The sequence below is a fragment of the Bradyrhizobium sp. I71 genome, from assembly GCF_022354745.1.
Classification (GTDB): domain Bacteria; phylum Pseudomonadota; class Alphaproteobacteria; order Rhizobiales; family Xanthobacteraceae; genus Bradyrhizobium; species Bradyrhizobium liaoningense.
The window spans coordinates 184689-206893 of sequence record NZ_CP059398.1 but is presented as its reverse complement, the minus strand read 5'-3'; the positions used below and the strand labels follow the sequence as shown (position 1 = coordinate 206893).

At 64.7% G+C, this 22205-nt stretch carries 20 protein-coding genes; 17 read left to right on the top strand and 3 right to left on the bottom strand.

Annotated elements, in window-relative coordinates; genetic code table 11:
* Positions 1–457: 457 nt before the first annotated feature.
* Positions 458–1996, top strand: a complete 1539-nt coding sequence (locus FJV43_RS00980) for a porin (protein ID WP_239623955.1) — start codon at positions 458–460, stop codon at positions 1994–1996.
* A gap of 456 nt (positions 1997–2452) precedes the next feature.
* On the opposite strand, the gene FJV43_RS00975 is transcribed toward FJV43_RS00980, so the two are convergent.
* Complete coding sequence (locus FJV43_RS00975) at positions 2453–4885, bottom strand: lytic transglycosylase domain-containing protein (RefSeq protein ID WP_239629801.1); 2433 nt, start codon at positions 4883–4885, stop codon at positions 2453–2455.
* A 280-nt stretch (positions 4886–5165) separates the two neighbouring features.
* Here FJV43_RS00975 and dapA point away from each other — a divergent pair, with 280 nt between their 5' ends.
* Genes dapA through FJV43_RS00955 form a run of 4 tightly spaced genes read left to right on the top strand, consistent with a single transcriptional unit; the run spans position 5166 to position 7644 of the window.
* Complete coding sequence (dapA, locus tag FJV43_RS00970; RefSeq protein ID WP_239623954.1) at positions 5166–6056, top strand: 4-hydroxy-tetrahydrodipicolinate synthase; 891 nt, start codon at positions 5166–5168, stop codon at positions 6054–6056.
* 54 nt (positions 6057–6110) lie between these two features.
* Positions 6111–6524, top strand: a complete 414-nt coding sequence (gene mscL / locus FJV43_RS00965) for a large conductance mechanosensitive channel protein MscL (protein WP_239629800.1) — start codon at positions 6111–6113, stop codon at positions 6522–6524.
* A 60-nt stretch (positions 6525–6584) separates the two neighbouring features.
* Complete coding sequence (smpB, locus tag FJV43_RS00960; RefSeq protein ID WP_024341117.1) at positions 6585–7058, top strand: SsrA-binding protein SmpB; 474 nt, start codon at positions 6585–6587, stop codon at positions 7056–7058.
* A gap of 4 nt (positions 7059–7062) precedes the next feature.
* Entirely contained in the window at positions 7063–7644 is a 582-nt protein-coding gene (locus FJV43_RS00955) for a peroxiredoxin (RefSeq protein ID WP_239623952.1), read from the top strand.
* Between the two features lie 255 nt (positions 7645–7899).
* Here FJV43_RS00955 and FJV43_RS00950 read toward each other — a convergent pair whose 3' ends face one another.
* Entirely contained in the window at positions 7900–8574 is a 675-nt protein-coding gene (locus tag FJV43_RS00950) for a uracil-DNA glycosylase (RefSeq protein ID WP_239623950.1), read from the bottom strand.
* Positions 8555–9199, bottom strand: a complete 645-nt coding sequence (locus FJV43_RS00945; protein ID WP_239623949.1) for an NYN domain-containing protein — start codon at positions 9197–9199, stop codon at positions 8555–8557. The genes FJV43_RS00950 and FJV43_RS00945 overlap by 20 nt, the downstream gene beginning before the upstream one ends.
* Before the next feature lie 327 nt (positions 9200–9526).
* Here FJV43_RS00945 and rpoZ point away from each other — a divergent pair, with 327 nt between their 5' ends.
* From rpoZ to FJV43_RS00885, 12 genes are all read left to right on the top strand, one after another.
* Positions 9527–9919: a DNA-directed RNA polymerase subunit omega gene (rpoZ, locus tag FJV43_RS00940; RefSeq protein ID WP_007603391.1), complete on the top strand. Its 393-nt coding sequence runs from the start codon at positions 9527–9529 to the stop codon at positions 9917–9919.
* Positions 9920–10124: 205 nt separating this feature from the next.
* Positions 10125–12407 carry a bifunctional (p)ppGpp synthetase/guanosine-3',5'-bis(diphosphate) 3'-pyrophosphohydrolase gene (locus FJV43_RS00935; protein ID WP_239623947.1) on the top strand — a complete coding sequence of 761 codons (2283 nt, stop codon included), beginning with the start codon at positions 10125–10127 and terminating at the stop codon, positions 12405–12407.
* 45 nt (positions 12408–12452) lie between these two features.
* Positions 12453–13205, top strand: a complete 753-nt coding sequence (locus FJV43_RS00930; protein ID WP_239623946.1) for a pyridoxine 5'-phosphate synthase — start codon at positions 12453–12455, stop codon at positions 13203–13205.
* On the top strand, positions 13202–13621 hold the full coding sequence (acpS, locus tag FJV43_RS00925; protein WP_131868067.1) for a holo-ACP synthase: 420 nt from the start codon (positions 13202–13204) through the stop codon (positions 13619–13621). Before FJV43_RS00930 ends, acpS begins: the two co-directional genes overlap by 4 nt.
* Before the next feature lie 249 nt (positions 13622–13870).
* Positions 13871–14635 (top strand): signal peptidase I, encoded by a 765-nt coding sequence (lepB, locus tag FJV43_RS00920; protein WP_028179695.1) that lies wholly within the window; start codon positions 13871–13873, stop codon positions 14633–14635.
* The gene (gene rnc, locus FJV43_RS00915) at positions 14632–15468 is read left to right on the top strand and encodes a ribonuclease III (protein WP_239623944.1); all 837 of its coding nucleotides are present in this window, start codon (positions 14632–14634) and stop codon (positions 15466–15468) included. Before lepB ends, rnc begins: the two co-directional genes overlap by 4 nt.
* On the top strand, positions 15458–16384 hold the full coding sequence (gene era, locus FJV43_RS00910) for a GTPase Era (protein ID WP_239623942.1): 927 nt from the start codon (positions 15458–15460) through the stop codon (positions 16382–16384). Before rnc ends, era begins: the two co-directional genes overlap by 11 nt.
* A 21-nt stretch (positions 16385–16405) precedes the next feature.
* Positions 16406–16786: a hypothetical protein gene (locus tag FJV43_RS00905; RefSeq protein ID WP_239623941.1), complete on the top strand. Its 381-nt coding sequence runs from the start codon at positions 16406–16408 to the stop codon at positions 16784–16786.
* Positions 16787–16937: 151 nt separating this feature from the next.
* On the top strand, positions 16938–17690 hold the full coding sequence (gene recO, locus FJV43_RS00900; protein WP_239623939.1) for a DNA repair protein RecO: 753 nt from the start codon (positions 16938–16940) through the stop codon (positions 17688–17690).
* A 99-nt stretch (positions 17691–17789) separates the two neighbouring features.
* Positions 17790–18077, top strand: coding sequence for a hypothetical protein (locus tag FJV43_RS00895; protein ID WP_239623938.1), 288 nt, complete (start codon positions 17790–17792; stop codon positions 18075–18077).
* 61 nt (positions 18078–18138) lie between these two features.
* Positions 18139–20397 (top strand): DNA topoisomerase IV subunit A, encoded by a 2259-nt coding sequence (gene parC, locus FJV43_RS00890; RefSeq protein ID WP_239623936.1) that lies wholly within the window; start codon positions 18139–18141, stop codon positions 20395–20397.
* A gap of 253 nt (positions 20398–20650) precedes the next feature.
* Positions 20651–22201 carry an ABC transporter substrate-binding protein gene (locus tag FJV43_RS00885; protein WP_239623934.1) on the top strand — a complete coding sequence of 517 codons (1551 nt, stop codon included), beginning with the start codon at positions 20651–20653 and terminating at the stop codon, positions 22199–22201.
* Positions 22202–22205: the final 4 nt, after the last annotated feature.

The following is a 22205-nucleotide window of genomic DNA, read 5'->3' as shown; positions in this document are numbered from 1 at the left end:
CGCGGAGGCGGGCGAGACCCCTCATTGAGTCTCGTTTCTGATTCCGCGATTCGAGGTCGTCAAAGCCCTCCCGGCCGAGGGCCCGGCTGGGCGCCTCATGTGGGGAACTTTGATGGCGGGTGGAACCCTCCAAAAAAACACAAATGAAAACAAAGCCTTGCGAGGGCAGTTTGATCACATCTGCGTGCTATTTGTGCAACACCCGTTGGAAAACACGCTTCATCGGCCCGTTTCGGAGCGTTCTCTTGTTGTGTGTGCAAGGGCGTTCGGTAATTGTGGCTGAGCGACGGAGGGGGGCATCCCGAGGTCGTCCCGTTTAGGTCTTTCGCTTAAGTCCCTCGCGTTCATGCGGGTGTGTCCGAAGGCGCGAAGGGACTCGGAGCGGTGATTTAGAGGGGGTTTGGGAATTGGCCGTCCGGTCAGTGACCTTCCCTGAAGAGCAACTTGGAGGTTTAACATGAAGTTGGTTAAGAGCCTTTTGCTCGGCTCAGCGGCGGGTCTGATCGCCGTGGGCGGAGCGCAGGCAGCCGATCTCCCCGTGAAGGCCAAGGCGGTCGAATACGTGAAGATCTGCTCCCTGTATGGAGCCGGGTTCTACTACATCCCGGGCACTGACACCTGCATCAAGCTGGGTGGTTATCTGCGCGCTGAAGTCGCGCTGAACACCAACAGCGTGTACGGCGGCCAGTTCAGCGGTACCGGCGGGGCGCACAACCGCCTCAGCAACTACTACACGATGCGCGCTCGTCAGGATCTCAACATCGACACGCGCACCGCGACCGAATACGGCGTCGTCCGCACGTTCTTCGATGCGACGTTCTCCTGGACCACGGGTAACTACGCCGGTCAGGGGTCGGCCACTGGCGCGACCGGCTACTCCGCCACGACTGCTGGTACCGCCACCATCAACCCGACCGACGGTGGCACTTCGGGCGGCTCGCTCGGCGTGTACTACGCCTTCATCCAGTTCGCCGGCTTCACGATGGGTAAGGCCGTGTCGCAGTTCGACGCGCCCTGGACCAACTATCCCGGCAACAACTTCGACGGTCTCGTCGGCGGCAGCGGCACGGTCACTGGTGTCAACCAGTTCACCTACACCGCTGACTTCGGTCAGGGCATCACGGCGTCGTTCTCGGCGGAAGATGCGACGGCTTACTATCAGGCAGGCAATCTGAACCTGACGGGCGCAACGGTTGCTGGCATCGCTGGCGGTTCGTACGGCTCCAACGCCATCGGCGGCTCGCGTTCGCCGAACCTCGTCGGTATGGTCCGTGTCGACCAGGCCTGGGGTCTGTTCCAGGCGTCGGTTGCTGCGCATGACAACCATGTCGCCTATTACGGCCCGACCGAGGTCACTGGCCATCCCGACGACAAGTGGGGTTGGGCGGTTCAGCTCGCTCTGTCGATCAAGAACATCCCGACCGGCGCGGGTGACACGATCAACATTTCGGGCGTCTACACCGATGGTGCGACCCGCTACAACTTCCAGAACCTTGCGGGTAGCTCGTACTCGATGTTCAGTGGTTCCGACGTCGGGTACCAGAGCATCGGCTTCGCCAATGCTCCGGACACCGTGTTCGTGACCGGCGGCTCGCAGGAAACCGTCAAGACCTGGGGCTTCCGTGGCGCTTACACCCACAACTGGGATCCCTACTGGAACACCGCGATCTACGGCGCTTATGCTGCGGCCCAGTTCGGCTCGCTGGCTAAGAACGCCATCTGCGGCGGCGGCGGTTTCGTCGGTGTCATGGCTGTGGCCGGTGTCACCAGCTGTAACCCCGACTTCAACATCGGCCAGGTGGGTGTGATCACCCGCTGGACTCCTGTGAAGAATCTGACCTTCTCGGCGGATTTCAACTGGACCCGTCTCGATCAGAAGTATGCCGGCACGGCCGTCATCACTCCGGCTGCTGCTGTCTCCAAGCCGACCGCGGTGTATGAGCTCAAGGATCAGGACTCGTTCACCCTGCTCCTCCGCGCTCAGCGCAACTGGTAAGTTCCGGTCTAACGACCTGACAGAGAACCCCGGCGGGCAACCGCCGGGGTTTTTCTTTTGCCGGTCGCATGTCTGGTTCGCTCGGGGCAGGTCCGACCTGGTACCGCCACTCTCCGTTGATTTCGCGGTCTTGGTTGCGACCTGATGGAAGTCACTGTGGAGGGATGCGCTGCAAGCGGTCTGCGACCGGGGTGCGCAGAGAAGCCGCCGGTGCCCGGCCCAACCGTACAAGCGCCCCGACGATTTCGCCCTGCAGCAGGAGCGACCTAGGCCTTCATCTGTCAGGGCACCGGTTCATCCGCCAGCTGGCGCACCGGTGAGCGCGCCGATCGGGCCGCAACGGTCGAAAGAGCTCGCCTGCGGATCGTGGCCGGTCGCCGGATATGTCTCGGCGACTTAAGGTCTAGACGAAGGCGCTCGCCCCCATGCTCGGCCGCTAACCGGAACGGGGCAGCGTCATTCCACGCTTACGGCGCCGCGACGCAGATCGGCTTCGATCTGCAAGCGCGTGCCACCGCCGAAGCGGGCGCGGTAGACCTGAAGGTTCTCCATGATCCGCTGCACGTAGTTGCGCGTCTCGGAGAACGGAATCAGCTCGACCCAGTCGACCGCATCGACCTTCGGATCGCGCGGATCGCCGTAGCGCTCGACCCACTTCTTCACGCTGCCGCGGCCGGCATTGTAGGCGGCGAAGGTCATGATGTAGGAGCCGCGATAATCCTCGAGCAATCCGCCGAGCTCGGCCGAGCCGAGCGCGGCGTTGTAGACCGAATCGTTCTTCAGCCGCCCCAGGTCGTAGGTCGCGCCGTGGCGCTTGCAGACGTAGCGGGCGGCGTCCGGCGTCACCTGCATCAGTCCATAGGCCTGCGCCGGCGAAACCACGCGTGGATTGAACGCGCTCTCCTGTCGCGCGATCGCATAGATGATGCTGCGCTCGACGTCGGGGCCGATCGGCGTGAACTGCGGAATGCCGTTGACGGGATAGGCGTAGAAGTCGAATGGCAGGCCGCGGTTGAGGGCAGACTTGCCGACCAGCAGCATGCCCCGTGCATCGCCGTAGCGCTGGGCGAGCTCGCCGAGGCCGGCGAGCGCTTCGGGATCGCCGTTCTCGCCCATGTCGGCGAGCATGGGCACCGCGAGCTCGCGCTCGTCGAGCTCGTAGAGCAGATGCGCAGCGCGCACGATCTCAAGCCGCTCGGCGCCGCGTCCGCGCGGCTGGCTGTTGAGCTCGATCTGCGGCAAGCCGAGTTTGGCCCGGGCGAGCTGGCCGTAATAGCTGGTCGACTGTTCGGCGGCGCGTGCATAGGCGTTGCGCGCCTCCTGCTGACGCCCCATCGCTTCGGCCGCACGGCCCTGCCAATAGCCGGCGCGCGCCAGCGCGGTCGGATTGACGCTGCCGACGCCGATGCGGGCAAAATGCTGGGTGGCGGTCGCGGGGTCGTTGAGGAATCGCAGCGCGATCCACCCGGCGGTGAACTCCTGCTCGGTCTTGTAGATGTCGCGCGAGGGCAGGGCGGCATCGCGCGCGATCAGATAGGCCGAGCGGAATTCCTCGGTGTCGATCATCTTGCGCGCCAGGAGGCGCCGCTCGATCCACCATTCGTCGAGATTGTGAAGGCGACCCGGATCCTTGGGCGCCGACAGCATCAGCTGGGCGGCCTCGGCGAACTTCTCCTCGCGGCGCAGGAGCTGGATCTTGCTGAAGGTGTAGCCGGGGTCATTGTGCAGCTCGCGCGGCACGGCGTCGAGCAGCGCCCGCGCGTTCGGCGCTTTCTTGACGGCGCCGATGCGGGCCTTGGCGAGCGCGACATAGCCGGCGCCGAGGCGCTTTGCAGCGCGCAGGGCCGCCTCGGTCTCACTGCCGTAGAGCAGGGTGTCCATCCGCGCTTTCTGATCGCCCGGCGTCAGCAGGGCACCGAACTGGTCGAGCGCGTTGTTCTCGGTGTCCTCCGACATCGGATCGCTGCGCCAGGCCTCGCGCACCAGCCGCTCGGCATTGGCGCGATCGCCGCGCGCCAGCATCGCCTTGGCGAGCGTGAAGCGGCCCTTGGCGGAGATCGGAGACTCGTTCTCGAACCACGACCACGCGACCGAATCGTCGCGCCTGTCGTCCCACATCGCGGCCTCGAGGCGCCGGCGCAGGAAGGTCTGCGACGGCCAGGTCGGATTGGCGGAGATGAAGGCGCGATAGCGTTCCACGGTCGCGCCGTTGTCCTCGCTGCGCAGGATGATCCATTCGGCGAGCTTTCGCGCGACCGGATCCGAGATGCCGGCGGCGGCATCGGTGGCGTCGCCGGCCTTGCGCTTGCGTACGAGCTCGATGACGCTCTCGAGCGTGTCCTTGTCGGCTTGCGACGTCGACGATGTCGCCGCAACCGCGGCCGGAATGACCGGCTTGCGTGGCGCCGCATGCTGGCGGGTCGCGGGGGCCAGCACGGGAGCTGCGAGCGGTCTGGCGGCGGCCGGGGCGGTGAGCCTGTCGGTGGCCGTCACGGCCGGCGCGGGTGCGGTCTTTGCGGGCTTGGGCGGCGATCCGTTGCTCGCCGGGTGAGATTTCGGCGAGGAGACCGCTGCCGCGGGTTTCGGCTTGTCCTTCGCCGGTTCCTTGGCGGCAGCATCCTTGGCTGGCGTCTTCGCGCCTTCCTTGGCCGCGGTGCCACCCTTGCTCGCGCCCTTCGCTGCGTCCTTGCCGGCTCCCTGGACCGTGCCTTTGGCTGCTTCCTTCGCTGTTTCCTTGGCCGCGCCCTTGTTCGAGCCCTTGTTCGAGTCCTTGGCCGGTCCCTTCACGGCGTCCTTGGCAGCTGGCTTCGCGGTCTCCTTGTTGCCCGTCTCTGCGGTCGTCTCATTGGACTTGGCGAGGGCGGCGCAGCCCAGCGACAGCCCTGCCATCAGGCACACGACCAGACCGGTGGATCGCCATGCGGCACGTGCAAAGGAGGTCACGGCGTTTCGTCGCCCCGAATCAGTGAAGTGGCTCAAGACCTAGCTGAATTTGATTGAATATGCGGACAAAATACCAACAGCCGCTTACCTCGGACCGATTTGCACCATCACCGCGGCAAAATCGCGGCCTAAACGCTGCCTCATCCAGAAGCGGGCCTTTTACCGGCAGGATAGACCCGATATGAATGGGGCTTGCTCAAGAGATAGCCGCGTACGGAGGAAGTCCATGGCAGCCAAGACGAAGTTCCGGGGGTCGTTCACCGCCTTGGTCACGCCGTTCAAGAACGGCTCGCTGGACGAGGCGGCGTTCCGCTCCCTGGTCAATTGGCAGATTTCGGAGGGGACCAACGGCCTGGTTCCGGTCGGCACCACCGGCGAGAGCCCGACGATGAGCCATGACGAGCACAAGAAGGTCGTCGAATGGTGCATCGCTGAAGCCAAGGGCCGCGTGCCGGTCATCGCGGGCGCTGGCTCCAACTCGACCAAGGAAGCGATCGAGCTCTCCCAGCACGCCGAAAAGGCGGGTGCGGACGCCGTGTTGATCGTCACGCCCTACTACAACAAGCCGACCCAGGAAGGGATGTACCAGCACTTCAAGGCGATCAACGACGCGATCGGCATTCCGATCATCATCTACAACATCCCGCCGCGCTCGGTGATCGACATGTCGGTCGACACCATGAAGCGGCTGTGGGAGCTGAAGAACATCGCCGGAGTCAAGGACGCCACCGCCAGCATGGTTCGCGTGTCGCAGCAGCGCGCGGCGATGGGCGAGGATTTCAACCAGCTCTCGGGCGAGGACGCCACCATCATCGGCTACATGGCCCATGGCGGCCATGGCTGCATCTCGGTCACCTCCAACGTCGCGCCGCGCCTCTGCTCGGAGTTCCACGCCGCCTGGCAGAAGGGCGACACCAAGGCGGCGCTCGCGATCCACGACAAGCTGATGCCGCTGCACAACAACCTCTTCATCGAGAGCAATCCGGCGCCGATCAAGTACGCGATGTCGCTGCTCGGCAAGCTGGAGGAGACGCTGCGGCTGCCGATGGTGCCGGTCTCCGAGCCGACACGCGTTGCCGTGCGCAGCGCGATGGTGCACGCGGGTCTGATCAACTGACGCGCCGGCCTGTCGGGGGAGCCTTTCATGACCGTCGAGGAAAAGGGCGCGCGAATGCTGAAGGAGTTCCGCGAGTTTGCCATGAAGGGCAACGTCGTCGATCTCGCGGTCGGCGTCATCATCGGCGCGGCGTTCGGCGCCATCGTCAACTCGCTGGTCGGCGACGTGATCATGCCGATCATCGGCGCGGTTACCGGCGGGCTCGACTTCTCGAACTACTTCACCCCCTTGTCGAAGGCCGTCACCGCCACCAACTTGGCCGATGCGAAAAAGCAAGGAGCCGTGCTGGCTTGGGGCAGCTTCCTCACGCTGACGATCAACTTCATCATCATCGCCTTCGTATTGTTCCTGGCGATCCGCGCCATAAACACGCTGAAGCGCAAGGAAGAGGCGGCGCCGGCCGCTCCACCGAAGCCGTCGGCCGAGGTCGAACTGCTGACCGAGATCCGCGATCTCCTCAAGAAGTGACGCGCGCTCTTCATCCGAACTGTTAGATTCCGCGCGCATCTCAATCGGGTTTTATCCGTCATGGCCGACAAGAACGAACGTCCGATCAAGGTCATGGCGGAAAATCGCAAGGCTCGCTTCAACTATGCGATCGAAGACACGATCGAGGCGGGGATTGCGCTGACGGGGACCGAGGTCAAGTCGATCCGCAACGGCAAGAGCACGATCGCGGAATCCTATGCCGATTCCAAGAACGGCGAGATCTGGCTGATCAACGCCACCATTCCCGAATATCTCCAGGGCAACCGGTTCAATCACGAGCCCAAGCGGCCGCGCAAACTGCTTCTCCACCGCCGGCAGATCAACAAGCTGATGGGCGCGGTCGACCGCGAGGGCATGACGCTGATCCCGCTCAAGCTCTATTTCAACGAGCGTGGTCGCGCCAAATTGCAGCTGGCGGTTGCAAAAGGCAAGAAGCTGCACGACAAGCGCGAGTCCGAGAAGAAGCGCGACTGGAGCCGGGAGAAGGGCCGGCTGATGCGGGCGAGGGGATGACCAAATGAATCAACGGAACCTGCTCGAGGTCGACTGGAGCCAGATTCCCGCGCCTGCCGACGACGGCGGCGCCGCGCATCTCAAGGGCATGACGTTGCCACCGATCGGCCTGCTCGCGACCGACGACACGTCGGTCACGCTGTCGGCGCTGCGCGGCCGCACCGTGGTGTTCGCCTATCCCCGCACCGGCGAGCCCGGCAAGATCTCACTGGTCGACGATTGGGACATGATCCCCGGTGCGCGCGGTTGCACGCCGCAGACCTGTGCGTTCCGCGATCTGTTCGCCGAGCTGAAGGCCGCCGGTGCCGCCCACGTGTTCGGCCTTTCGACCCAGAGCAACGAATACCAGACCGAGATGGCCTCACGGCTGCATCTGCCGTTCCCTGTGCTGTCGGACGAGAAGCTGGCGCTCACGCAGGTACTGAAGCTGCCGATCATGGAGGTCGCGGGCCTGACGCTGATCAAGCGTCTCGCGCTGGTCATCGACGACGCCAGGATCACGCACGTGTTCTATCCGGTGTTTCCGCCCGACCGGAATGCCGGCGAGGTGCTGGACTGGCTGAGGGCCCATCCGGTCAGGACGTAAAGCGTATCCCGCATGCGGCCAGGTCTATGGCCAGCCAATGATGGCAGCGATGCCGCGCACCTAAGTCCGTCCCCGTCATCCTGAGGTGCTCGTCCTGCAACGCAGGGCGAGTCTCGAAGGACGACGGCCCGGCTGCATCCCGGCCGCTCATCCTTCGAGGCTCCCGGCGCGATGCTCTGCATCGCGCCACTCGCGCCTCAGGATGACGGGTTCACAATGCCGGTGCCCCAGCTGCTCTCTAATCCAGGTCCGCCTTCAATCCAGGTCCGCCTTCACCTTCGCGAACACGCTGCGGAACATGTCCGGCGTCAGGACGCCGGTGTTCGTGTTGTAGCGCGAGCAATGATAGCTGTCGTAGAGCTTGAACCGGCCTGCCTGATGCACTGCGCCGTGGCCGAAGGGGGCCTGCGAGCCCTTCAGATTCAGCGGCTTGAGCACGCTGTCGTGCGCAATCCGCCCGAGCGCGACGATCGCGCGCAGGTTCGGCATCGACGCCAGATTCGCCACGAGAAACTGGCGGCAGGTGTTGATCTCGACCGGCAGCGGCTTGTTCTGCGGCGGCACGCAATGCACGGCATTGGCGATCCGGCAGTCGACCAGTTTCAGGCCGTCGTCGGGGCGCGCCTGATAGGTCCCCCTGGCAAAGCCGTATTCGATCAGCGTACTGTAGAGCAGGTCGCCGGCATAATCGCCGGTGAAGGGCCGTCCCGTGCGGTTGGCGCCCTGCATTCCCGGCGCGAGACCCACGATCAGGAGGCGCGCCTCAAGGTCGCCGAAGGGCGCAACCGGCGCATTGTGCCACGACGGCTCGCGTGTGCGGTTCGCCTCGCGAAAGGCGACCAGGCGCGGACAGAGCGGACAGTCACGGTCGGGAACGACGGCGAGAGGTTGGCGGCTTGACCGGGCCGCCTCACTCCTCGAAGTCTTCATCGCCCCTCGGCGCCATCGTGGTTGCGCGCTGGAGGAATTGCGGGGCGTGGTGACGTTCGCCACGCTCGCCGCGGTCGCGCGGGGCGGGGCGCTCGGACGGGTCGCGGCCGAGCTTGGATTGCAGCTCGACGAGGTCGGTAAAGACGTCGGCCTGGCGGCGCAGCTCGTCGGCGATCATCGGCGGCTGGCTGGCGATGGTGGAGATCACCGTGACCCGCACGCCGCGGCGCTGCACGGCCTCGACCAGGGAGCGAAAGTCGCCGTCACCCGAGAACAGCACCATCTGGTCGATATGCTCGGCGAGCTCCATGGCGTCCACGGCAAGCTCGATGTCCATGTTGCCCTTGACCTTGCGGCGGCCGGAGGCGTCGATGAATTCCTTGGTCGCCTTGGTGACGACGGTGTAGCCGTTGTAATCCAGCCAGTCGATCAACGGGCGGATCGAGGAGTATTCCTGGTCTTCGATGATGGCGGTGTAATAGAACGCCCGCAACAACGTCCCGCGGCCCTGAAACTCCTTCAGCAGACGCTTGTAATCGATGTCGAAGCCCAGAGTTTTCGCGGTCGCGTAGAGATTGGCCCCATCGATGAAGAGCGCGATCTTGTTGGTCGGAGAAAGTGACATTCAGTTTGCTCGCGTAGTGTCCGTGATTGATCGTTTTTTGTTGGCGCGGCGACAGCAAGCCGCGCAGTTCTAAAGTGCCGCTGAGACCCGTCGAAACCGCAAGTCCGGAGAAGTCGGGGCAATCAAGGTATAGTTATGGCGGACTTGCATACACCCGGGGTTGCCCTCGATGGCAGCCCAGAAAACCCCGTCCCAGCCCCAATGTGGCGTTAGCAGAGCCGTTTGGCGAGACCAAATCACAAATTGGCCTTGCGAAATCGTCCCGGCCCCTATAACTAGCCCCAATCATCCACATATTTCGTCCCACCCACAACGGAGCGACAGTCCATGGCTCGCGTCACCGTAGAAGATTGTATCGACAAGGTCGACAACCGGTTTGACTTGGTCCTGCTGGCCGCCCACCGAGCCCGCATGATCTCGTCCGGTTCACAACTAACGGTTGACCGCGATAACGACAAGAACCCTGTTGTGTCTTTGCGTGAAATTGCCGAGACCACGATCTCGCCGGAGGATCTCCGCGAGGAGCTGGTGCACTCGCTCCAGAAGTTCGTCGAGGTGGACGAGCCCGAGCCGGACACGGTGCCGCTGATCGGTTCCGCAGGGGCGAGCGTCGATGCGGACGACACCGAAGTCGCCGTCGAGCGCATGACCGAAGAGGAGCTCCTGAAGGGTCTGGAAGGCCTCGCGCCTCCCGAGGAGCAGCCCGAGGAAGACGAGTAATTCCTCCATCGTGATCATCGACTGCTTGTGATCTTATCAAAGGCCCGAACCTGTGTTCGGGCCTTTGCTTTTGTTGACGTTTTCGTGGTTACCATAGTGTTGCCGGTTGGCGCTGCGCCTGTCACTGAATTGATCGGACACACGCGCGATCGGAGCTAGGATGTATACAACGGACCGCCTCGGGCCCGTTTGAAAGCAGGACGGAATGGTATATCGGCGCCGCAGACCCACGCAGATGCAGGCCGCAACCGAATCGGTTGCCGTGGCCCCGACTGCGCCGGTCGCGCGCCCCGCCAGACCCCGCGCGCGCATGATGCGTCAATATGACCTCGTCGAGCGCGTCAGATCCTACAATCCCAACACCAACGAAGACCTGCTGAACCGCGCCTATGTCTACGCCATGAAGGCGCATGGTTCGCAGACCCGCGCCTCGGGCGATCCGTATTTCTCGCACCCGCTCGAAGTGGCGGCCATTCTCACCGACCTGAAGCTCGACGACGCCACCATCGTGGCAGCACTGCTGCACGATACGATCGAGGACACCGAGGCGACGCGGGCCGAGATCGACCAGATCTTCGGGCCGGAGATCGGCGCGCTGGTCGAGGGCCTGACCAAGCTGAAGCGGCTCGAGCTGGTGTCACGCGAGGCCAAGCAGGCCGAGAACCTGCGCAAATTGTTGCTGGCCATTGCCGATGATGTCCGTGTGCTTCTGGTCAAGCTCGCCGACCGCCTGCACAACATGCGCACGCTGGAATTCGTGCCGACGGAATCGCGCCGGCGCATCGCCGAGGAGACGCTCGACATCTACGCGCCGCTGGCGGGGCGCATGGGCATGCAGGAAATGCGCGAGGAGCTGGAGGATCTGTCCTTCCGCACCCTCGATCCCGAAGCCTATTCGGTGGTGATGCAGCGGCTCGACGCGCTTGCCGAGCGCAACCGCAATTTGATCGGCGAGATCGAGGACCAGCTCTCCAACAATCTGCGGCACAGGGGCCTCGGCGCGCGGGTCTATGGCCGTCGCAAGAAGCCGTTCTCGATCTGGACCAAGATGGAGCGCAAGTCGGTCGGCTTCGAGCAATTGTCCGACATCTTCGGCTTCCGCCTCGTCGTCAACGACATCGAGGCCTGCTATCGCGCGCTCGGGATCGTCCACACCACCTGGCCGGTCGTGCCGGGGCGCTTCAAGGACTACATCTCGACGCCGAAGCAGAACGACTACCGCTCGATCCACACCACTGTGATCGGCCCCGGCAACCAGCGCGTCGAGCTCCAGATCCGCACCGAGGCGATGGACCAGATCGCCGAGCGCGGCATCGCCGCGCATGTCTTCTACAAGGAAGGCGTGGGCTCGCCGACCGAATACCTCAAGCGCGAGTCCAACGCGTTCTCCTGGCTGCGCCACACCATCGGAATCCTCTCCGAGAGCGCCAATCCCGAGGAATTCCTCGAGCACACCAAGCTCGAGCTGTTCCACGACCAGGTGTTCTGCTTCACCCCGAAGGGCAAGCTGATCGCGCTGCCGCGCCACGCCAACGTGATCGACTTCGCCTATGCGGTGCACACCGACGTCGGCAACAGCGCGGTGGGCTGCAAGATCAACGGCAAGTTCGCGCCGCTGTCCTCGGAGCTCCAGAACGGCGACGAGGTCGAGGTGCTGACCTCGGAAGCGCAGTCCGCGCCGCCGTCGGCCTGGGAAACGCTCGCAGTCACCGGCAAGGCGCGTGCCGCGATCCGCCGCGCGACGCGCACCGCGGTGCGCGATCAATATGTCGGCCTCGGCCGGCGCATCGTCGAGCGCCTGTTCGAGCGCGCCAAGATCGAATACGCCGACGACAAGCTCAAGGGTGCGCTGCCGCGGCTCGCGCGGACTTCGATCGAGGACGTCATGGCGGCGGTGGGCCGCGGCGAGATCAAGGCATCGCACGTCGCGCGTGCGATGTACCCGGACTACAAGGAGGAGCGGATCGCGCGCTACGGCGTCAAGAAGGGGCTTGCGGCCAAGTTCAAGGAGAAGTCCTCGGAACCGCGCAGCCCGGTTGCGATCCCGATCCGCGGCATCAATTCCGACCTTCCGGTCAAGTTCGCTCCGAACGGCGGCGCCGTGCCCGGGGATCGCATCGTCGGCATCGTCACGCCGGGCGAGGGTATCACGATCTATCCGATCCAGGCGCCCGCCCTGAAGGATTTCGAGGAGGAGCCGGAGCGCTGGCTCGACGTCCGCTGGGACATCGAGGACTCCACGCCGCAGCGCTTCCCGGCCCGCATCAAGGTGGAGAACGTCAACGAGCCCGGCGCGCTGGCGCAGATCGCGACCGTGATCGCCGAGCACGACGGCAACATCGACAACATCAGCATGCAGCGCCGTTCGCCGGACTTCACGGAGACGACGATCGATCTCGAAGTCTACGATCTGAAGCACCTGAGCGCGATCCTGGCTCAGTTGCGCGCGAAGGCGGTCGTCGCCCGCGTCGAACGTGTTAATGGATAGGCGCTTTGCGTATGCGCCTGTCGCCCCGATTTCGTGAGTCCTGAAATGCCCGCAACTCCGCTCCGCCTCGGCGTCAATGTCGACCATGTCGCGACCCTGCGTAACGCGCGCGGTGGCCGCAATCCGGATCCGGTGCGCGCGGCGCTGCTCGCGATCGAGGCCGGCGCCGACGGCATCACCGCGCATCTGCGCGAGGATCGCCGGCACATCCGTGACGAGGACATGGCGCGGCTGAAGGCGGAGATCTCCAAGCCGCTCAATTTCGAGATGGCGGCGACTGACGACATGTTGCGCATCTCGCTCGCCACCAAGCCGCATGCGGTCTGCCTGGTTCCGGAGCGGCGCCAGGAGGTGACGACCGAAGGCGGGCTGGATGTGGTCGGCCAGCACAACGCGCTCGCGCCCTATATCGCGCGGCTGAACGATGCCGGCATCCGGGTCTCGCTGTTCATCGCCGCCGACCCCGCCCAGATCGAAATGGCGGCACGGCTGCGCGCGCCCGTGATCGAGATCCACACCGGCGCATGGTGCGACGCCGTCGTCGACGGCCACGCCGACAAGGCCGAGGCCGAATGGCGGCGGATCGTGGCGGGGGCGAAGCTGGCCAGGGATGCGGGGCTCGAGGTCCATGCCGGGCACGGGCTCGACTATGCCACGGCGGAGACGATCGCGGCCCTGCCTGAGATCATGGAGCTCAATATCGGCTACTACATGGTCGGCGAGGCGCTGTTCGTGGGTCTGGCCGAAACCGTGCGCAACATGCGCGCGGCGATGGACCGTGGCCGGAGCCGGGCATGATCATCGGCATCGGCTCCGACCTGATCGACATCACCCGCGTGGCCAAGGTGATCGAACGTCATGGCGAGCGCTTCCTCGACCGCATCTTCACCGCGGCCGAGCGGGCCAAGGCGGAGCGGCGCGCCAAGAACGAGAAGATGGTGGTGGCGACCTACGCCAAGCGCTTCGCCGCCAAGGAGGCCTGCTCCAAGGCGCTCGGCACCGGCATCAGGCGCGGTGTCTGGTGGCGCGACATGGGCGTGGTCAACCTGCCGGGCGGGCGGCCGACCATGCAGCTGACCGGCGGCGCGCTGGCCCGGCTTCAGGCCCTGACGCCGGACGGATTCGAGGCGCGGATCGACGTTTCGATCACCGACGACTGGCCGCTGGCGCAGGCCTTTGTCATCATTTCCGCTGTGCCGCCTGCGAAGCCCTGAGGATATCCGTTTGATTTTATAATTCTCATGTGAAATCAATGTCTTACTCAGTTTTGATGCGATCCTTGATTGCGTGGCCTCCGACAACCGTCTAAAAGTCCGCCGTCGCAAATCAGCTTGGGCGAATTCGGCTTTACGCCGGAATTGGCCCTCACTATCAGAATCAGGACAATCTCCATGGGCCGCGAAGCAAAGGGCTGTTCGCGCCAGGAGGGCGCTCTGTGACCGCCGGCCGGAATTGAGAGAGCAATGAGCGTGACTTCAGGAACGAAAACTGAGAGCGGCGTCGGTGAAACGATCCGGGTCGTCATTCATGCTCTCCTGATCGCGCTGGTGATCCGCACCTTCCTGTTTCAGCCTTTCAACATCCCGTCGGGCTCGATGAAGGCGACGTTGCTGGTCGGCGACTATCTGTTCGTCTCGAAATATTCCTACGGCTACAGCCACTATTCGATTCCGTTCTCGCCGCCGCTGTTCTCGGGGCGAATCTGGGGCTCGGATCCGAACCGCGGCGACATCGTCGTGTTCCGCCTGCCGAAGGACGATTCCACGGACTACATCAAGCGCGTGATCGGCCTTCCCGGCGACCGCGTCCAGATGCGCGATGGGCTGCTCTACATCAACGACGCGCCGGTCGAGCGGCAGCGCATGAGCGAATATGTCGGCGAAGATCCCTGTGGCTCGGAAGGCGGCGGCATCTCCCGGGTGAAGCGCTGGAAGGAGACGCTGCCGAACGGCGTGTCCTATGAGACGCTGGACTGCGCCGACAACGGCTACATGGACAACACCAACGTCTACACGGTGCCGCCCGGCCACTTCTTCATGATGGGCGACAATCGCGACAACTCCACCGACAGCCGCTTCCTCGGCCAGGTCGGCTACGTGCCGCAGGAAAATCTGATCGGCCGCGCCCAGATGATCTTCTTCTCCATCGCCGAAGGCGAGCATGCCTGGATGTTCTGGCGCTGGCCGTGGGCGGTACGCTGGAATCGTTTCTTCAAAATCGTCCGATGAAAGACGAAGCCAAGGACATCGCGACCCAACCGATCGAGGCGCAAGCGGGCCCCGAAGGGGAAGCTGCGACCAAGACGGCTGCAGACAAGGCGCCTGCGAAGAAGAAGCGGGTGCGGAGCAGCAAGGCCAAGGCCACGGATGCGAGCGCGGCGCTCGAGGCGCGCATCGGCCACAGCTTCGCTGACCCGAACCTCCTGATGCAGGCGATCACGCATGTCTCCGCGCTGAAGTCCGGACGCAAGCGCGGCGACAGCTATCAGCGGCTGGAATTCCTCGGCGACCACGTGCTCGGGCTCGTCGTCTCCGACATGCTCTATCACGCCTTCCCGAACGCCGACGAAGGCGAGCTGTCCAAGCGTCTGGCCGAGCTCGTGCGCAAGGAAAGCTGCGCCGACGTCGCCAAGTCGCTCGGTCTGGTCGACGACATCAAGCTCGGCTCGGTCGGCCCCAGTGCCGATGCGCGCCTGCGCAAGAGCGTGCTGGGGGACATCTGCGAGGCCGTGATCGGCGCCATCTTCCTCGACGGCGGCCACGCGGCGGCAGCCGAATTCGTCAAGCGCAACTGGACCGAGCGCATGCACAAGCCGCGCCGTCCCTTGCGCGACCCCAAGACCGTGCTGCAGGAATGGGCGCAAGGGAAGGGGCTGCCGACGCCTGTTTACCGCGAGGTCGAGCGCACTGGCCCGCATCACGACCCGCAGTTCCGCGTGGCAGTCGATCTGCCGGGGCTGGCGCCGGCGGAAGGCATCGGCGGCAGCAAGCGCGCGGCAGAGAAGGTGGCAGCTTCAGTGATGATCGAACGCGAAGGCGTTGGCGGCGGCAATGACGGCTGAAGCAAGCGGCGAGGCGCCCATTGGTACGCGCTGCGGCTTCGTTGCGCTGATCGGCGCGCCGAATGTCGGCAAGTCCACGCTGGTCAACGCGCTGGTCGGGGCCAAGGTCACGATCGTGTCGCGCAAGGTGCAGACCACGCGCGCGCTGATCCGCGGCATCGTCATCGAGAACAATGCGCAAGTGATCCTGGTCGACACGCCCGGCATCTTCTCGCCCAAGCGCCGGCTCGACCGCGCCATGGTCTCGACCGCCTGGAGCGGGGCGCATGACGCCGACCTCGTCTGCGTGCTGCTGGATGCCAAGACCGGGATCGACGAGGAAGCGGAGGCGATCCTCGCCAAGGCCGCCGGCGTCAATCACGAGAAGATCCTGGTCATCAACAAGGTCGATCTGGTCCAGCGCGAGAAGCTGCTGGCGCTGGCGCAAGCCGCCAACGAGCGCATGAAGTTCGCGCGGACCTTCATGATCTCGGCGATCTCGGGCGACGGCGTCGACGACATCCGCAAGACGCTCGCGGAAATGGTGCCGCCGGGCCCGTTCCTCTATCCCGAGGACCAGATGTCGGACGCGCCGATGCGGCAACTCGCGGCCGAGATCACGCGCGAAAAGATCTATCAGAAGCTGCACCAGGAATTGCCCTACCAGTCCACGGTCGAGACCGACAAGTGGGAGGAGCGCAAGGATCATTCGGTGCGGATCGAGCAGACGATCTTCGTCGAGCGCGAAAGCCAGCGCAAGATCGTGCTTGGCAAGGGCGGCGCAACCATCAAGTCGATCGGCGCGGATTCGCGGAAGGAACTGATGCAGATCCTCGACGTGCCGGTGCATCTGTTCCTGTTCGTCAAGGTACGCGAGAACTGGGGCGACGACCCCGATCGCTACCGCGAGATGGGCCTGGACTTCCCCAGGGAATAACCAAGAAAAGATCGGTATCCGATGAGCGTGCCCAGCAACGTCCGGCGCTTCGAAGCGCTGCTCTATGCATCGTTGATGCTGGATGCCCTCTCGGTCGCGGCGCAGGACCGCACGCCCAATGCCGAGATGACCGAGCAGATGATCATGACGGCGACCTTGCTCGCCGGCGGCATGATCCTGCTGCTGGTCTATTTCGTCTGGCTCGCCGCGCATCGGCGCAAGAACTGGCCGCGCTGGGTGCTGGCGGCGGCCCTGGTGTTGTCGGTGATCTCGCTCGGCCAGATCATCGGGGAGAGGGGCCTGGAGCTCGACAGCGCCATCGAGATCGTCTCCTGCGCGCTGACCGCGATCGGACTTTATTTCTCCTTCACCGGCGATGCGCAGGGCTGGTTCGACGCCTAGCGTCATTCCGGGGCGCCTCGAAGAGGCGAACCCGGAATCTCGAGATTCTCGGGTGCGCAAGGGCGCACCCCAGTTTCGATGCTTCGCATCGCCCCGGAATGACGGGGAGAAGGCACTGCGCTCCTCACTGGAATCCTGTAATATTTCCTCCATGGAATGGACCGACGAGGGCATCGTGCTGGGGGTGCGGCGGCATGGCGAGAGCAGCGCCATTGTCGAGCTCTTGACGCGCGCCCACGGCCGGCATCTCGGCCTCGTCCGCGGCGGCGCCGGCTCGCGGATGCGGCCCCTCCTGCAGCCCGGCAACAGCGTCAGCGCAGTGTGGCGGGCGCGGCTCGACGAGCATCTCGGTACCTATGCCGTCGAGGGGTTGAAGCTGCGTGCGGCGACGTTGCTGGCATCGTCCCATGGGGTCTATGGCGTCACCCATCTCGCCTCGGTTGCGCGGCTCTTGCCGGAGCGCGATCCGCACGAAGAGATCTTTGCGTTGCTCGAACATTCGCTCGACGATTTCGAGGACATCGGCAGCGCCGCCGTGCACCTGATCCATTTCGAGCTGGCGATGCTCGCGGAGCTGGGTTTCGGCCTGGCGCTGGACAATTGCGCGGTGACCGGCGAGACCACGGACCTGATCTACGTCTCGCCGAAATCTGGCGGTGCGGTGTCGCGCGGTGCGGGCGAGCCGTGGCGCGACCGGCTGTTGCGGCTGCCGCCCTTTCTGCGCCATGGCGAGGCCGCGAGCGATCTCACCGAGCAGGATCTCCAGGACGGCTTCCGGCTCACCGGCCTGTTCCTGCTGCGTCACGTGCTGGAGCCGCGCGGGCAGGGCCATTCGGATGCGCGGGCCGGCTTCATCAACGCCCTGATACGGCAGCAGGCGAGGGCAGCGATTCCCGCGCCATGAGCTCATTGGGACTCTGCACTGCCCGTTGGCATCGAGTTCCCCGGAACGAAATCGGGCCGGTCGAGTTCGCCTTCAGGTTCCACAACGGGGACAGCCTAAATGTTGATCAGGGGATTCGCCTTCTCCGCGGCGCTGTTTGCGTTCGCGCCCGATGCAATGGCCGGCGAGCCGCAAACCGGCTTGTTTCGCCGGGCTTCCTGCACGGTCGTCCGGTATTATGTGGCCAAATATTCCGCTGCCACCGCAGAGACATGGGCGCGGGCCCATGGCGCGACCGAGGCTGAGATCGAGGCCGCACGGCGCTGCGTGACCAATGCGCCGGCACCCGCCCAAACGCCTGGTCAGGCCAAAACCCAGACATTCACGGCCGGCTGGGCAGGCCATTAGGCCGCCCACAGGGAACCATTCGATCCTTGCCCGATTCGCTTCCACGGTTTAACCGGGCGGCATGGGAAAACGAATCGTTCCGCCGGAAGAACCGGCCGAAATCCACGAGGTGCCGCTGCGCGAGGCGCTGGAAGAGCGTTATCTCGCCTACGCGCTCTCCACCATCATGCACCGCGCGCTGCCAGACGCACGCGACGGCCTGAAGCCGGTGCACCGGCGCATCCTCTACGGCATGCGGCTGCTCCGTCTCGACCCGGGTACGGCCTTCAAGAAATCCGCAAAGATCGTCGGCGACGTGATGGGCTCGTTCCATCCGCACGGCGACCAGGCGATCTACGACGCCATGGTGCGCCTCGCGCAGGATTTCTCCTCGCGCTACCCGCTGGTCGACGGCCAGGGCAATTTCGGCAATATCGACGGCGATAACCCCGCCGCCTACCGCTACACCGAAGCGCGCATGACCGACGTCGCGCGGCTTCTGCTCGATGGCATCGACGAGGACGGCGTCGAGTTCCGCGCCAATTACGACGGCCAGTCGAAGGAGCCGGTCGTGCTGCCCGGCGGCTTTCCGAACCTGCTCGCCAACGGCGCGCAGGGCATCGCGGTCGGCATGGCCACCTCGATCCCGCCGCACAACGCCGCCGAGCTCTGCGACGCCGCGCTGCATCTGATCGAGAAGCCCGACGCGAAATCCAAGGCGCTGCTGAAGTGGGTCAAGGGTCCGGATTTCCCGACCGGCGGCATCTGCGTCGATTCCAAGCAGGCCATCGCGGAGGCCTATGCAACGGGCCGCGGCTCGTTCCGCGTTCGTGCGAGATGGGAGCAGGAAGAGGGCGCCCGCGGCAGCTGGGTCGTCGTCGTCACCGAGATTCCCTTCCTGGTGCAGAAGTCGCGCCTGATCGAGAAGGTCGCCGAGCTGCTCGACCAGAAGAAGCTGCCGCTGGTCGGCGACATCAGGGACGAGTCGGCCGAAGACGTCCGCATCGTGATCGAGCCGAAATCGAAGAACGTCGATCCGGCGCTGATGATGGAATCGCTGTTCCGGCTCACCGAGCTCGAGAACAAGATTCCGCTGAATCTGAACGTGCTGATCAAGGGGCGCGTCCCCAAGGTGGTCGGCCTTGCGGAGGCCCTGCGCGAATGGCTCGACCATCTCCGCGACGTGCTGATCCGCCGCACCAAGCACCGCAAGGGCGAGATCGAGCACCGGCTCGAAATCCTCGGCGGCCTGCTGATCGCCTATCTCAACATCGACGAGGTGATCCGGATCATCCGCGCCGAGGACGAGCCGAAGCCGGCCTTGATCAAGGCGTTCAAGCTCACCGAGTTGCAGGCCGACTCCATCCTCAACATGCGGCTGCGCAATCTGCGCAAGCTCGAGGAGATGGAGATCCGCACCGAGGACAAGGATCTGCGGAAGGAGCTGAAGGGCATCGAGGCCCTGCTGGCCTCCGAGCCTGAGCAGTGGAAGAAGGTCAGCGAGCAGGTCGGCAAGGTCCGCGACATGTTCGGGCCGAAGACGCCGCTCGGCAAGCGCCGCACCACCTTTGCCGACGCGCCCGAGCACGATCTCGCCGCGATCGAGGAGGCCTTCGTCGAGCGCGAGCCGGTGACGGTCGTCGTCTCCGACAAGGGCTGGATCCGGACCATGAAGGGCCATGTCGAGGATCTCTCGGGCCTGGCCTTCAAGCAGGACGACAAGCTCGGCTTCGCGTTCTTCGCGGAGACGACCTCGAAGCTGCTGCTGTTCGCGACCAACGGCAAGTTCTACTCGCTCGACGTAGCGAAGCTGCCGGGCGGCCGCGGTCACGGCGAGCCGATCCGTCTGTTCATCGACATGGAGCAGGAAGCTGCGCCCGTCGCGCTGTTCGTCCACAAGGGTGGCCGCAAATTCCTGGTCGCGAGCCACGAGGGCCAGGGCTTCGTCGTCAACGAGGACGATTGCGTCGGCACCACCAAGAAGGGCAAGCAGGTCCTCAACGTCGACATGCCGAACGAGGCGCGCGCGATCACCGAAGTGCTCGGCGACACCGTCGCGGTCATCGGCGAGAACCGCAAGATGCTGGTCTTCCCGCTCGACCAGGTGCCGGAAATGGCGCGCGGCCGCGGCGTGCGCTTGCAGAAGTACAAGGATGGCGGCCTTTCGGATGTTGCCGTGTTCGACGCCAAGGCCGGCCTGACCTGGAAGGACTCCGCCGGTCGCGAATTCTCCGCGACCATGAAGGAGCTCGCCGAGTGGCAAGGCACCCGCGCCGACGCCGGCCGCCTGCCGCCGAAGGGTTTTCCGAAGTCGAACAAGTTCGGCCGGGGCATCGGGTAGGGCGCAGGCCGTCGCCACGCAATTGGTGTCATGCCCCGGCTTGACCGGGGCATCTAGTACGCCGCGGCCTTTCCGTATCATCGCAGGATATCTGGAATACTGGGTCGCCCGGTCAAGCCGGGCGATGACACCGACGGTGTAGCCGCAAACGCGCGGCTGATAGCCGTGTGCGCATACGTGCTTCTGCCGTGTGGGCACGAACATTGCTTTTTGCTGGCGACCGTAACCGTTTCGCCAAGGCAAGAAGAAACCAATGTTCAAACTCAAGTCTTTGATCCCCGCGCTGTTCGGCCTCGCGCTGGCCGCGGCGCCCGCGCATGCGGCGGGGAATCTCGTCGCGGTGCTCGAGGCGGAAATCGTCACCCTCGATCCGCATTTCTCCACGGCCTATATTTCGCGCACGTTTGGCTACATGGTGTTCGATACGCTGTTTGCGAAGGACTCCAAGGGCGACATCAAACCGCAGATGGTGCAGGACTGGAAGGTCTCGCCCGACAACTTGACCTACACATTCACGCTGCGCGACGGCCTGAAGTGGCACGACGGCCAGCCGGTTACGGCCGCCGATTGCGTGGCCTCGCTGCGCCGCTGGGGCACCCGCAGCGCGCTCGGCCGTCGCATCTTCGCGATCACGGCGTCGCTCGAGCCCACCGATGCCAAGACTTTCGTGCTGACGTTGAAGGAGCCGTCGGGTCTCGTCATCGACGCGCTCGGCAATCCCGTCAGCCCCGTCGCCTTCATGATGCCCGAGCGCATCGCCAAGACGCCCGGCGACCAGCGCATCACCGAGATCATCGGTTCCGGCCCGTTCGTCTACAGCAAGGCCGATCACCGCACCGGCGATCGCATGATCCTGAAGAAGTTCGCCGATTATGTGCCGCGCTCCGAGCCCGCCGACTTCCTCGCCGGCGGCAAGCGCGTCAATGTCGACACGCTGGAGGTCCGCGTCATTCCCGACGGTTCGACGGCGGCCTCCGCGCTGCAGGCCGGCGAAGTCGACTTCATGCAATACGCCCCGTTCGATCTGTTGCCGCAGCTGGAGAAGAACTCCCGCGTCAAGCTCGTCAACTTCACCGGCGGCAACATGTTCGCAGGCGCCTACCGCCTCAACGCCGCGTCGAAACCGTTCGACGATCCCGCGATCCGGCGCGTGCTGTGGAAGCTGGTCGACCAGCGCGAAGTGCTGGATGCGCTCGGGCTGGATGCCAAATACGCCACGCCTTGCGCGACGTTCTTCACCTGCGGCACCACCTATGAAAGCAAGGCCGGCACCGAAGCGGCGGCGAAGCCCTCGATCGAGGCGGCGAAGGCCGCGCTGAAGGCGACCAAATATGCCGGCGAGCCCGTCGTCGTCATGCAGGCCAACGATCTCGAAGCGCCGCGCGTCTCGGCGCAGGTGCTTGCCGAGCGGCTGAAGGCCGCCGGCTTCAACGTCGATCTGCAGGTGATGGACTGGGCGAGCGTGCTGGCGCGCCGCGCCAAGAAGGAGGGCTGGAGCGTCTACGGCGTTCACGCCGGCGGTTTCGATCTGGGTTCGCCGCTGACCAATGTGATGGTTGCCTTCAACTGCGCCGACTTCACCGGCTGGCAATGCGATGCGCGCATCACGCCGTTGATGGAAGCCTTCGCCAAGGCGCCGGCCGAGGAGGACCGCAAGAAGATCGCGGGCGAGATCCAGGCCATCATGTACGATCAGGCACCCGCAATTCCCTGGGGCCAGTTCGCGCAGCCGGCCGCCTATCGCGCGACGTTGCGCGGTCTGATACCGTCCGCCATCCCGGTGTTCTGGAACGTTGAGAAGTAACGCG